The following is a 13641-nucleotide window of genomic DNA, read 5'->3' on the forward strand; positions in this document are numbered from 1 at the left end:
TGCGTTGGCCGACGGAGATTGCAACACCGATGCCATCCCCCGCAAGGAGATTCGCGTCATGTCCGAAAGCCTGCCAATGCCTATTCCTGCACCGATCACACCGGCGCAGCGAACCCAGATCATCAACCTGATCCGCCGCACCGCCCGCGCCGAAATACTGCCCCGGTTCCGGACCTTGGGACGGGCCGAGATTGATCACAAATCGGGGCCAATGGACGTTGTCACCGCGGCTGATCGCGAAGGCGAAAAGATGATTGCGCGGGGTTTGCTACAGCTGTTTCCCAACGCGCATATCGTGGGTGAAGAAACCGCGACCGACGAAAGCATCGCAGAGCTGGCAGATGCCGAAATGGGGTTCACGATCGACCCGGTGGATGGCACCTGGAACTTTGCGCATGGGCTTGCGACCTTTGGTGTGATCGTGTCGATGACCCGCTTTGGCACGCCTGTGTTCGGTCTGATCTATGACCCGGTGACAGATGAAATTCTGGTGGGCGATGAAACCGGTCCGGCGCAGGTGATCGCGCCGCGGCGACCTGCGCGTGTGGTGACGGTTTCTGACGGGGGACCGGTCGAGGATCTGAGCGGATTTGTGTCGCTTTACAGCATGCCCGAAGACAAGCGCGCAGAGACGGCGGCGTTGATGACGCGCTTTCGGCATCTCTACATGCTGCGCTGCGCCGCACATGAATTCCGCATGGTGGCCCAGGGACACGTAGATTTCGTGCTCAGCGCCAATCTCACGCCTTGGGATCACGCGGCGGGTGCGTTGCTGGTCAAACGGGCGGGCGGGCATGTGGCCTGTCTGGACGGTGCGGAATACCGGGCAGATATGCGCAGCGGCTATCTGCTTTGCGCGTCCGATGCCGCCACATGGGGCCGCGTGCGCGATACCTTCTCGTACCTGCTGGACGCAGCAGACACGTCAGACGCATAGATCGGTTGGGGCGTCGCCGGGTTTGGAGGCTGCGGCGCGGTCACCACAACCGATGCGGCAAACCCGGTTACTGCGACCGGCCCCGTTCAGGTTTCGGACAGCGCGACTTTCATATCCTTGACCTGGTAAATCGTCTCGCCATCGGCTTCGACACGCCCGTCGGCGACGCCCATTGTCAGGCGACGTGTCTGGATGGCTTTGGTGAAATCCACGAAATAGGTCAATTTCTGGCGATCCGGGCGCACCATGCCTGTCAATTTCACCTCACCCACACCCAAAGCATAGCCCCGCCCCTGCCAGCCGCGCCAGCCGAGGTTGAAACCGGTCAGTTGCCACAGGCCGTCGAGGCCAAGGCATCCCGGCATGATCGGATTGCCGGGGAAGTGGCAGTCAAAGAACCAAAGATCAGGTTTGATATCGAATTCCGCCACAACATGGCCTTTGCCATGCGCGCCGCCATCGCCCGAGATGTCGATGATCCGGTCCATCATCAGCATGGGCGGTTCCGGCAGCTGGGCATTGCCCGGGCCAAACAGCTCTCCTCGCGCGCATTTCAATAGATCGTCACGGTCAAAGCTGCGCGGATAGTCAGACATATTCTTCAGGCTCCAAGGCTGATAGGCAAAATCACGCACCGCTCTAGCATCGTGCGCAATATAGCCGCAAGTGCAGCGCAAAAAGGACAAGCAGCGGGCTGAGACAAGTTGTTGCAAGAATTTTATTTGAATTGCGAAGCGTTCGCACCCTATATTGTAGATTAGAAAAAGAACCGGGATCACTATGCTACCCATCGAGACAGAGCGCGGAACCAAATGGTTGGCATCGGGCGGCGTCAGGCCGACGCGGCAGCGCGTTGCGCTGGCATCGCTTTTGGTCGGAGACGGCAAGAACCGGCATGTGACCGCAGAAAGCCTGTTTGCTTCGGTCAAAGACACTGGTGAACAAGTGTCGCTGGCCACGGTCTATAACACGCTTCGCGCCTTTTGCGACGCGGGCTTGATGCAGGAAGTCACCGTTGACGGCGCGCGCAGCTACTTTGACACCAACACCCATGACCACCCGCATTTCTTTTGGGAGGACGAGGGCCGCCTGACCGATGCTCCGGCAGAACAGCTGGAAATCGCCCGCATCCCGTCGCCGCCCGAGGGGGCCGAGATTTCAAGCGTCAATGTGGTGATCAAGCTGCGCAAGACCTGACCGGGTCACGCACCGCTGCAATCAAATACCGTGACGTCCCATTCCAGAAACAGCGGTTTACGCTGCTCGTAAACCCGATCGACCGCACAGCGCGCGACCAGTTCTGTGTGGAATTGGCGCACAAATGACGATCTGCTTTTGGTTTTGAGATAATCGAGGTGGTTCACGATAAAAATGCGGAACCCGTCGTTAAGCCATGTATCCAGCCGCCATTCTTCTTCCTGGGCGGGCCAGGCATAGGGTTGCACATGAAAATCGGCAGTCAACGCGTCGTCGCCCTCAAGCCCCGACATCGGAAATGGGACATTCACCCAGAACAACGCGTCTTCGGCGTTTTCGGTAATAAGGCGTTCCGGCGCGACGTCAGGCATTTCGATACCGTATCGGGCGGCAACGCGATCCAGGCGGTCAAATTCATGTTGTTGCGCCTCTTTGGTTTGCGGAACCGGCAAGGTGAGCCCGGTTTGAATACGCGCATCGGGATGCGTTTCATGCAGATAGGCGGCCAGATCGACAGCCGAGGGCGTTGCTACGGCCTGTTTAATCACAACACCGGTGCCCCCCGCCATCAGGCCAAAACCGATGACAGACGCGGCTGCGATAACAAATTTCGGCAGCCCCACATATTGACGCAGCAGATCCATCAGAACAAGCGCTGCCAGAAAGACAAAAATTAAAAGATTCGGCAGAAAAAGATGCTCTGGCTGCCGTGTACCAACAAGGAATGAAATCATGGCAGAGGACACCGCATTTGCGGCCCAGATCGCCAATAGTGCATCGCGATGCAGCAAACCGCAGGATTTCGACAAAAGCCAGACCGGGCTGACAAGCGCCATGGCGAAAAGAACCGGATTCAGCCCCAGCAGCATATCCCCAAACAGACGTATGGTTACCGGAAACCCGGCCCCAAACCCATCCTCTTCGCGGACCGACATCACCGTCTGGATTCTCTGAAAGGTCAGAAAACCGTCCAGATCAAGCAGGATTCCAATGTTCATGATCGGCCAGAGAACAAGCAGAACAAGCAGGGACACACCGCAGGATTTGATCGCGCTTGACAGACCCTCGCGCCGGGACAGAACCACGATCATCGCCACAGCCAAGGGAGCCAGGACCAAGAGCGCCGATTGCTTGAACCCGAAGGCAAGCGCAACCAGCACCCCGATGATGACGTTCCACCGCATTTTGCTGTCGGTATCGATCCGCACCAGAAAGGCCGCCGCCACCGCGAGACACGCCACGGCAAGCCCCGTATCGCTTTTCGCGATATGCGCCATAAAAACGCCAAGCGGGAAAACCACGGCAAATGCCCCGACAAGCCCCGCATGCACGGTGCCCAGCCCGACACGGCGCGCGGCAAGAAAGAACACCGGGCCAGCCAATGCGCCGATGACAGCTGTCAGATACCGCGCAGCAAGGTAAAACGGTGTTGGATCAGTGAAATAGGCCGCGCGGAAGTCCTGTGTGTTGGACCACATATCGGTTAAAATTCCGTAACCGAACAGTCCGACAAAAACACTGGCGTTCAAATAATTAAAAAACGGTGGATAAAAATGCTGCCCCGGCACGATTTGTCCGGCAAGAACACGCGCAGCGTCATTGATCCGTTCATCGCCATTGAAAAAGCCGTAATCGGCACCGTACGCGCGCAGAAACAGCGCAACCGCGAACAAAAGCAGGCAAAGTCCTGCCTGCGCCGCTTTTTGGCCGAAATTAACCATTAATACCCAACCAATCCAAAGCGAAACCCGGTAGATCACACGTGATGAGTGACCTTAGCCGAAAAATATCAATGGAAGAGACGTGAAAACCGGGTTTTTTTCAACTTTTTTAGCGATTTGTTGCGGAAGCCAGATTAAATGAACGCTATGCCTCCGATCGTTTCCAAATCTACGCAAGAAGCGGGTCGTGATCTCTTTGTGGATCTTGACGGAACACTGATTGCTGGCGATGTGGCCGAAGAATCGCTGGCGCGCGCAACCCGCGACTGGACGGCGTTTTCCAAGGCCGCCAAAGCCTATCTGTCCGGCGGATTGTCGGGGTTGAAACGCGCCTTGGCAGACTCGACACCGCCCGATGTGACGCATCTGCCTTACCGGACCGAGGTTGTGGAGTATATCCGCAAGGCCAAGTCAGAAGGTCGGCGCGTTGTTCTGGCAACGGCCGCCGACAAGACAATCGCAGATGCGGTTGCCGATCATCTTGGCCTGTTCGATGCGGTTCTTGCAACCGAACCCGGCCACAACCTCAAGGGCGCGGCCAAGCTTCGGGCGATTCAGGAAATGGCAAACGGCCCGTTCGAATATCTGGGCGACAGCAGTGCCGACATTCCGATCTGGAACGCGGCGGAAAGATCAGGGTTTGTTGCGCCAACCGCACCGGCAAAACAGCAGATGGACCGCGACCCAGATGCGGTGTCGTTATATGTCGAACGCGCTGTGCCTTTGAAAACGGCGCTGCTCAAGGCGATGCGTCCGCATCAATGGGCAAAGAATGTCCTGGTCTTTGTCCCGATCCTGTTTGCACACGCATATGGTGATGCGTCCGTGATGCTGGCAGGGGTGTTTGCCTTTGTTTGCTTCAGCCTCTGCGCGTCGGGGGTGTATCTGATCAATGACATCATCGACATCGAGGCGGATCGCAAACACGCAACAAAGCGCAACCGCCCCTTCGCCGCCGGGCACCTGTCAATCAGGAAAGGCCTGCTGGCCGCTGGGGTTTTGCTGGGCGGGTCGATCATTGCTGCATTTGTGCTGATCAATGTGATCTTCGGTCTGGTGCTGGCGGCGTATGTGGTTCTGACAACCGCATATACCTTTTGCCTGAAACGCTATTCCACCGTGGATGTCGTGGCCTTGTCGCTTCTTTACACATGGCGCATCCTTGCGGGCGCAGCCGCCACAGCGCTCGCGCCCAGCCCATGGTTGCTAAGCTATTCGCTGTTTTTCTTCCTCAGCCTGGCCTATATGAAACGCTACATCGAACTGGCTTCGATGAATGCCACAGATGAAGACGCAAAATTGCCGTCTCGAAATTACTACGCGTCCGAAGTGCAGCTTGTTCTGACATTTGGCATCGCGAACGGCGCTTTGTCGGTTCTGACGCTGGCGCAATATGTGAATTCCACGGCTGTCTCGGCGATTTACACACTGCCTGTCCTTCTATGGTTGATCGTGCCGGTGATGATGTTCTGGATCTATCGCACCTGGACATGGGCAAGCCGGGGCAAAATCGGCGATGACCCGGTGGTCTTTGCCTTGAAAGACCGCATCAGTCGCGTCTGTGTCGTCTTTGTTCTCGCCGTGATCATTGCGGCGCGCATGTTGCCACCGGCCGGTGCGTTCATATGACCTGGGGCGCGTTTGTGCTGGTGTTTACCAGCGTCAGCCTGTCTGCCTTGGGCCAAACTGCTTTCAAAATAGGGGTTGGTCAGGCCAGCACATCAGCGGATGCGGGCCTGATGATGAAACTCACGGCGATGCTGTTTTCGCCAATGATCTTGCTGGGATTGGCGCTTTACGGGGTTGGCACCGTGTTCTGGCTGTTTGCGCTCAAGCAGCTTGATCTTTCGCTGGCCTACCCGTTTGTGGCCATGAGTTTCGTCATGGTGGCCGGATCGGGCATGTTGTTCTTGGGCGAACCGGTACAACCGTCTCGATTGATTGGTCTGGGTTTGATTATCCTTGGCCTTTTGGTGATGGCGCGCGGCGGTTGAATAAAATTGCAGGCATCCAGTCAGATGCGCGATCGAAATTCATTCAACATCCTGGAACATAGTCACTTTATCAGGAAACAGGTCCGCTGATTGCCGTGAGAATTGGCAGACTCAAACTCTGCTCAGTCGTCTCAAATTGTCTCTTTAAGCCGGTCTTTACACTCCAGGCCCTACCCATCGTGGCGGGGGCTTTGATGAGTGGAGTGGGGCATGGAACCCTTAACCGATGTATTCGGAACGCAGACTTCTGCGGCGGCGATGGCTTTTGGACTGCGGGGCGTCGCGGATTGGAGCGTACAACAGCCCTTTCTCGATGTATTCAAAACCGCGCGCCCCTGGCTGGCGCACACAGAGTCACAATGGGGCGCGTACCGTCCGGACGATCTTGAATCGATGGGGGTGCTGGACAGTGATGGCTGGATCACCCGGATGCCCGACGGGGTCGAACGAATTGAAGCATTGATCCTGACGGAAATGCCGACCGACGCCACCTATACCGGCGGGTTGTATCGGCTAAGCTTTGATGGTGCGGGGACGATTTCCGTGTCTGGTGCGACCGTCGTGTCGCAAGGTGCCGGAGAGATTTGGTTCGATTATCAACCAACCGGCTCTGGAATGGTGTCGATCGCAATCGATGCGACAGATCCGCAAGGCCGTGGTGATTATCTCCGCAATATCGAGGTTGTAAAACAGGAACATATCCCCGCTTTTGAAGCCGGAAACATCTTTAATCCGCTCTGGCTTGACCTGATCGACGATGTTCACGCCCTGCGCTACATGGATTGGCAGGAAACCAACGATTCCACGTTGCAAAGCTGGTCCGAACGCCCGCATGAAGGCAAGTATACCTATTTTGGAGGCGTACCGGTTGAAGTTATGGTTCAACTGGCAAATGCGACAGGCACCGAACCCTGGTTCAATATGCCGTGGCACGCCGATGAAACCTATATTCGCGAATTCGCAACCTATGTCCGCGATAATCTCGATCCCGATCTGCGCGCGCATTTCGAACTCTCCAATGAGGTCTGGAACTGGATGTTCGAACAGGCCGATGATGCAGCACAGGCCGCTCAAGATCGGTTTGGCCAGGATCTTGGGGATGGCTGGGTTCAGGAATACGGCGCACGTTCTGCCGAAATGGCGGCCATTCTTGATCAGGTGTATGCAGGCGAGGAAACCCAGCTTGTCAAGGTGATTGCCACCCATACGTTCTGGCCAGGTCTGGAGGCCTCTATTCTGGAAGCCCCCGCCTGGCAGGCCCAAAGCGCAGGCAACGCGGCCCCTTATCTGTCTTTTGACACATATGCGGTCACTGGGTATTTCGGCAACAGTCTGGGCACCGATGCGAAAGCGAATATCGTTCTGCAATGGATTGCCGACAGCGAAGCGCAAGCGCGGCAAGACGCGGCGGCACGAGGTCTGAGCGGATCTGCTGCCGACGCCTATATTGCCGAGCATCGACATGATGCGGCTATATCCCTTGCCATCCGCGAATTGCGGGACGGCTCCGTCACGGGGGACGCGGGCGACTCGCTTCAGGGTCTGTTCGAAATGTTCCGCTACCATAAATCGGTCGCGGATGCGCATGGTCTCGATCTGGTGATGTACGAAGGCGGCACTCATGTTGTGGGCGTTGGCCCATGGGTCGACAATGATACGCTGACCGCGTTTTTCACCGATTTGAACTATTCAGACGAGATGGGGCAACTTTATGTCGAGTTGCTTGAAGGATGGGAAGCCGCCGGTGGCACCTTGTTCAATGCCTTTGTAGACGTGTCAGAGCCGTCCAAATGGGGCAGCTGGGGGTCGTTACGGCATCTGGAGGACGAAACAGGACGCCATTCCGCGCTTGAAGATTTTTCCGAACGTCATCCCGCCCCTGAACATATGAAGGACGGGATATGGAATTCGGTGCCCCAAGACTACGCGCCAATCCCCGATCCCGGACCCACGGCTGACCCAGATCCACAACCACAGCCGGATATTGACCGATCACCAGGACCGGTGCCTGATCCGCCGTCAGTGCCCGAACTGCCATCGGTTCCGGATGTGCCATCTATCCCGGCACCACTGCCTGATCGCCCCTCTGTTCCGGGCCCGCAAGGTGATGAAGTTCGCGAGTACATTTTCGGCAATAGTCTTTTTGCATGGGCCATTGGCGATGCCGAATTATCGGTCGCTCATTGGACCGCACAGATGGCGCAAACAACGGGAAATTCCTATTCTGCGGCCATGCAAACGGGTCTCTTGTCGGACCATGCTGCCGGTCCCGCGCGTCCACATATCAATATGGAAACCGTGACCGAAGCGTTGGATCCGGATGGGGATCAGAGTTTTGCCGATGTCGGCTTTACACAGATTACGCTGTCTGCCGCGAATTTCGTTCAGTACCAGGACCCGGATCAACCCTATTGGGGCAGTTCTGATACCTCGCCAGCAGAGGCCGCGCTTGAGGTCATTGAATGGGCATCGTCACGGGCACCCGGAGCCACCATAAACCTTTTTGAGACTTGGCCGGAAATGGAAGGTTTTGCCGCGACATTCCCGCCGACGGCTGGGGAATTCGATGCCTGGACGTCTTATATGTTGGGCGATTGGCACGACTGGTGGGTGTCGCTGACCGAGATGGTCAGCCAAGCGCGTCCTGATCTGGACATTCGTCTGATTAGTGCCGGACCACAGATTGCGGCCATGCTGGATGATCCGGCGCTTGGACTAAGAGGTCTTACCGCTTCTGATCTTTTTCTGGACGACGCACCGCACGGGACACCCACGCTTTATTTCCTGGCTTCCATCGTTCACTACACGGCACTCTATGGAGAAGCTCCGCCAAGTGACCTGGTTTTGCCCGACAGTGTTCATCCTTTGGTTCGCAATGCCTATGACAACATTATAGACTGGATGGCAGATGGCACTTCCGGTGATTTGCCAGCCCCGCTTGTGGACCCGTTCAGCGAAAGATCTGTCACGGCAGCAGCGTCGGATAGTGTGACGGGAACCAACGCTGCAGAAACTCTGCTAGGCACAGATGGATCCGACAATTTGACGGGCCTTGGGGGGGATGATCAATTCGTTATGGGGGCCGGAAATGACAGCGTTGATGGCGGTTCCGGAACCGACACGGTCATCGCTCAGGGCGATCAATCGAACTACACGCTCGCGTTCTCTGCCGAAGGTGCTTTGATTGTCGACCGCTCCGGTCCAGCGGAAAGCACGATCGCTTTGCGCAACATTGAACAGATTGATTTCGCGCAAGAGGTCAGGCCGTTCGACAGCAATGGTATCAGGGTGGATGCGTTCGATGGGATGGCTGCACTTGATGGTGCGTCGATGGCTGCCCTGACCGAGTTGTATATCGCCTATTTTGATCGTGCGCCCGACGCGGTTGGATTGTTCTTTTGGGGCAATCAGTTGGCCGACGGCATGACCATGACCGAGATCGCCGAACAGTTCTTTGACCAGCCCGAGACGCGGGCGTTGTACGGTGACGCGAGCGACAGGTCGGCTTTTGTCACGTCTGTGTATCAAAATGTTTTGGGTCGTGACCCGGACGCGGAGGGATTGTCCTATTGGCTGGACGTTTTGGACAACGGTGCGTCGGTCACGCCTGCCACCTTTATTCAGGCGATTATCGCCGGGGCGAAGGCGGAATCGGGCGGGGCGCAAGATGCGGCCTATCTGGGGAATAAGGTGCTTTTGGGAGGCCATTTCGCGGTGACCAGAGGCATGTCTGATCTGGATCATGCACGGGCGATCATGCAAGGGTTCGACGGGTCCGACGCTGATCTGCAAAGTGGTATCCGACAAAGTGATGATATCTACACCGATATCATCAGCGGAACGTCGGACGGCTTTTTGATGCAGATCGTCGGTCTTGGCGACGATGCCTTTATGATGTGACGCTTCTGCCCGGGCGGTTTGCCGTTTTGCGACCGCCCGGACATATCCGATCAAGAACCGAAAAAGTTGCAGGATACTCAAAATGGCAGGCATGGTTTGGCGCGTCTCGGCTTGTGTTATGGCGGCCAATTGTGGCCCGCTTCATGCCGTATTTACGTACCAGGGATTTAAGAAATCCTTACCCGTGGCCAAAAAAATGTCAGTCGGCGTGCGCCAATGCGGTATCGAGCTCTTTCAACGTTGGCGGATTGCACCCAGCGCGGCTGCAATTGATAGCGGCGGCCATACCAGCGCGGTGCAGCAGAGATTCGATATCGCTGCCGCTGAGCTTGGACACGGCATCCGGGCTTAGCGCTGATATCCGGTCCAATCCGGCAAGCAGCGTTGCCATGAAAGTATCGCCCGCGCCTACGGTGTCGACCAAACCGGGCACGGGTGGTGCCGGGATTGAAATCTGGCGATCTTCGAACACTGCAATCGCACCATCCGGGCCTTTGGTCATGACAAGCAGCGGTGCCGAAGTCTTGCTGCGGACGATCTGCAAGGCCTGATCAAGCGACTGGTCCGGGCAAAGCCCTTCAAGGTCTTCGTCGCTTAGCTTTAGCAGGCTGGTCTTGGCCATCATGCGAAACATACGCGACCGGTATTGATCGGGATCGGTGATCACTGACAAACGGACATTGGGATCAAGCGACACAAGCCGACCTGCGCGGAATGCCGCGTCGCATGTCGCCTCCCAGGCGTCGGCATCCGCGCCATCGGTCAGCGCCAATGAGCCAGTGTGCAACGCGGCCAGACCTTCGGGCATAGCCTGTGCCAACGAGGCGGGAGTGACCTGACGTTCGGCTGTGCCATCGCGTTCGAAGGTGTAGGTTGGAATTCCGTCTGTGACGGTCACACGGGCAATCGTCGTTGGCGCGTCGACACGCCCACCGCTTAGCACGACATGTGATGAGTGCAGGGTGTCGGCCAGCAGATTCCCCCAATGATCGGTTGAAATTGGTGTGAGATAGTGAACCGCAGCGGTCTGACGCCCCAACGCCATCGCCACGTTGAACGGAGAGCCCCCTGCCAGCGCGGAAATGGTGCCGTCCTGAGTGACGTGGTCGATCAAGTTTTCACCGCCGACGCCAATAATCGAAGTATGTGCCATGGTTCATCCCAACTGACTGTGATCCAACAGTGCCTAAGTCGAGATTGGGCACAGGATCAAGCGCCTATTCGGCGGATATCAGTGAACGACGCAATATGACAGACCAGTCAAAGCAAACTGTCCGGCATTTTCTGCTCTGCCGCTGAATTGGCACGTCGAAACACCAATGTGACCAGCGTCGAGACGATCACGATGAACAGCGAATACAGCACCGGGACGGCCATGACCGCCTGTGCCTCTGTGCCATCGAAAGTGAAGACAATAATCGCGATGGCCAGCGGACCATTCTGTATCCCGGTCTCAAGCGCGACCGTCCGGGCATTGCGCGGATGCAGCCGCAGGATGCGGGCGAACAGGTAGCCGATGGTGATGCCGATCACACCCAGCCCGATCGAAGCCACGTAGGTGGCGGATGTGGTTTCCAGCAGGAATTGCCAATTGCGGGGAATCCAGCTGACAATCAGGAACAGGATAAAAAACAGCGCCAAGGCAGAGCCGAAGAACTCCGTAACCGCACCGACATTGGCACTGATCCGGCGCAGGACCATGCCGATGGCCACCGGAACCAGCAAAAGGATCAGCGTCGCGATGATGTTTTCACGCGGGATTTCCAGGTCAAGCGCGGTGGCGTAAAGCACCAGAACCACGGGGATCAAAATCACCCCTGCCACCGTTGATGTCACTGTCATCAGCACCGACAGCGCAAGGTTTCCCTTTGAAAAATAGGTAAAGATGTTCGATGTCGTGCCGCCCGGCATACAGGCCATGATCAAGATACCAATGGCAATCGTCTCAGGCACCGTCAGCATCGTTGCCAACAGAAACCCGATGAAAGGCATGAAGCCGTATTGCGAGACCACCCCAATGGCCAGCCCATAGGGCCGCCGCAGCGCCAGGTAGAAATCACGTGGCGTAAGCGATGCGCCCATGCCCAGCATGATGACAAAGATCATCAGGGCGAGGATCGCCTGTTCAAGTGCTCCAACCATTGCGCCTACTCCGCTGCCAATTGCGCAAGCTCTTCGGCGCGCAGGTCTTTTCTCAGGATTTTGCCAACATTCGATTTCGGCAGATCGTCACGGAACACAACCCGTTTCGGGATTTTGTAGGCCGTCAGATGGGCCTTGCAATGCGCTTTGATATCCGCCTCCGTCAGGCTGTCATCGCGTTTGACGATGAACGCCTTGACCGCTTCGCCTGTTGCGTCATCCGGCACGCCGATCACGGCTGCCTCAAGAATACCGGGATGCGTGGCAAGGCATTCTTCGACTTCGTTGGGATAGACGTTGAACCCCGAAACAACCACCATGTCTTTCTTGCGATCCACGATGCGGAAATAGCCGTCTGTGTCCATCATCCCGATATCCCCGGTCAGGAACCAGCCGTTTTTCATGACCTGTGCCGTTTCCTCGGGCTTGTTCCAATACCCGGCCATGATTTGCGGGCCTTTGGCGGCGATCTCGCCGCTTTGACCGATTTGCACAGGCGCACCGTTTTCCCCCAGACAGGTCACAAGCGTGGAGGGCACCGGCACGCCGATGGAGCCGTCCCGTGTCTTACCCAAGGGATTAAAGGTCAGAACAGGTGATGTTTCGGTCAGGCCATACCCCTGCAAAACCGGCTTGCCAGTCACGTCTTCCCATTTCTGTGCCACAGTCGCTTGCAACGCCATGCCGCCGGCAGAGGCGAATTTCAGGTGTTTTGGCGGGCTGTCATTGAACCAGATCTCGTTGCACAATCCGTTGAACAGCGTGTTCACACCGCTCATCCAGGTGATCTTGTAATTCTCAAAGGCCCGTTTCAGGTTCGACAGGGGCCGCGGGTTCGGGATCAGGATGTTGCGCGCGCCAAGCCAGTAGAACCCCAACAAATTTACCGTAAAGGCAAAGATGTGATACATTGGCAGAGCGGTCAAAGCGATCTCTTCGCCTTTTTTGACCCCCGCGATCAATTCCATTGTCTGTTCCATGTTCAGGATCAGATTGGCATGGGTCAGCATCGCCCCTTTGGCCACCCCGGTGGTGCCACCGGTATATTGCAGACAGGCCACGTCATCCGGTTGGACCGACTGAAAATAGGCATCCACCTCGATTTTGTCCGATTGTTTTCTGGCGCGACCGGCCTCAAGCGCATCGGGCAGCCGGATATGAGCCACGTTGATGGGCTTGATCGACTTGTCCCAGTATTTCTGCACCAGCCCCACGATGCCGCGCGGAAGAGACGGGAGGAATTCCGCCACGCGGGTCACGATGATGTTGGGAATAGGATGTCCGCGCGTCGCTTCGGGGATTTTATCGGCGAACATGTCGACGATGACCAAGGCATGTGGTTCTGCGTCCAGAAACTGCTTGGCCATTTCATCGGCCGTGTATAACGGATTCACGTTGACCAGCACACAGCCCGCCTTGAGAACACCAAAGGCCGCCACCGGAAAGCTCAGGCAGTTGGGCATCTGCAACGCAACGCGATCACCCTGGGTCAGGCCCGCAACTTCGCGCAGGTAGACGGCAAAGGCGTCTGACATTTCATTGACCTGATCGAAACTGAGGGTGCCGTTCATGCCATTGGGCAGACAGGTGGTAAAGGCCGGTGCCGATCCAAACGTGTCGGCGACCGATCCGATCAGATCCCCGATTGTCCGGTATGACGCGGTCTCGATCTCGGGGCGGACATCCGGGCCATAAAAGGCCGTCCAGGGCCGATCCTCTGGTGTCATCAATCCCTCCCCGATCCATTGCA

At 56.8% G+C, this 13641-nt stretch carries 10 protein-coding genes; 5 read left to right on the forward strand and 5 right to left on the reverse strand.

What is annotated here, in order from left to right; translation table 11 throughout:
* The first annotated feature begins 58 nt into the window (after positions 1 to 58).
* The gene (locus ACG74X_RS11960; protein ID WP_411235056.1) at positions 59 to 937 is read left to right on the forward strand and encodes an inositol monophosphatase family protein; all 879 of its coding nucleotides are present in this window, start codon (positions 59 to 61) and stop codon (positions 935 to 937) included.
* 86 nt (positions 938 to 1023) lie between these two features.
* Here the strand turns inward: ACG74X_RS11960 and fabA are convergent, their stop codons facing one another.
* A complete protein-coding gene (gene fabA / locus ACG74X_RS11965) occupies positions 1024 to 1533 on the reverse strand; it encodes a bifunctional 3-hydroxydecanoyl-ACP dehydratase/trans-2-decenoyl-ACP isomerase (protein WP_411235057.1) in 510 nt (169 codons plus the stop codon).
* A 184-nt stretch (positions 1534 to 1717) separates the two neighbouring features.
* Here fabA and irr point away from each other — a divergent pair, with 184 nt between their 5' ends.
* Positions 1718 to 2134, forward strand: a complete 417-nt coding sequence (irr, locus tag ACG74X_RS11970; protein WP_411235058.1) for a Fur family transcriptional regulator Irr — start codon at positions 1718 to 1720, stop codon at positions 2132 to 2134.
* A gap of 5 nt (positions 2135 to 2139) precedes the next feature.
* On the opposite strand, the gene ACG74X_RS11975 is transcribed toward irr, so the two are convergent.
* Positions 2140 to 3855 (reverse strand): glycosyltransferase family 39 protein, encoded by a 1716-nt coding sequence (locus ACG74X_RS11975; RefSeq protein ID WP_411235059.1) that lies wholly within the window; start codon positions 3853 to 3855, stop codon positions 2140 to 2142.
* 147 nt (positions 3856 to 4002) lie between these two features.
* Between ACG74X_RS11975 and ACG74X_RS11980 the strand changes: the two genes are divergently transcribed.
* The 3 genes from ACG74X_RS11980 to ACG74X_RS11990 all read left to right on the forward strand — a co-directional run bounded on the left by ACG74X_RS11980 (position 4003) and on the right by ACG74X_RS11990 (position 9749).
* On the forward strand, positions 4003 to 5484 hold the full coding sequence (locus tag ACG74X_RS11980) for a UbiA family prenyltransferase (protein WP_411235060.1): 1482 nt from the start codon (positions 4003 to 4005) through the stop codon (positions 5482 to 5484).
* Positions 5481 to 5849 (forward strand): EamA family transporter, encoded by a 369-nt coding sequence (locus ACG74X_RS11985; RefSeq protein ID WP_411235062.1) that lies wholly within the window; start codon positions 5481 to 5483, stop codon positions 5847 to 5849. The genes ACG74X_RS11980 and ACG74X_RS11985 overlap by 4 nt, the downstream gene beginning before the upstream one ends.
* A 210-nt stretch (positions 5850 to 6059) precedes the next feature.
* The gene (locus ACG74X_RS11990) at positions 6060 to 9749 is read left to right on the forward strand and encodes a DUF4214 domain-containing protein (RefSeq protein ID WP_411235063.1); all 3690 of its coding nucleotides are present in this window, start codon (positions 6060 to 6062) and stop codon (positions 9747 to 9749) included.
* A 199-nt stretch (positions 9750 to 9948) separates the two neighbouring features.
* On the opposite strand, the gene ACG74X_RS11995 is transcribed toward ACG74X_RS11990, so the two are convergent.
* The 3 genes from ACG74X_RS11995 to ACG74X_RS12005 form a co-directional block, all read right to left on the reverse strand.
* Positions 9949 to 10902: a carbohydrate kinase family protein gene (locus ACG74X_RS11995; RefSeq protein ID WP_411235064.1), complete on the reverse strand. Its 954-nt coding sequence runs from the start codon at positions 10900 to 10902 to the stop codon at positions 9949 to 9951.
* Between the two features lie 107 nt (positions 10903 to 11009).
* Positions 11010 to 11891, reverse strand: a complete 882-nt coding sequence (locus ACG74X_RS12000; protein WP_411235065.1) for a bile acid:sodium symporter family protein — start codon at positions 11889 to 11891, stop codon at positions 11010 to 11012.
* Positions 11892 to 11896: 5 nt separating this feature from the next.
* Complete coding sequence (locus ACG74X_RS12005; RefSeq protein WP_411235066.1) at positions 11897 to 13618, reverse strand: AMP-binding protein; 1722 nt, start codon at positions 13616 to 13618, stop codon at positions 11897 to 11899.
* Positions 13619 to 13641 lie beyond the last annotated feature (23 nt).

Origin of the sequence: Marivita sp. S0852 (assembly GCF_046591575.1) — a bacterium.
GTDB lineage: Bacteria > Pseudomonadota > Alphaproteobacteria > Rhodobacterales > Rhodobacteraceae > Marivita.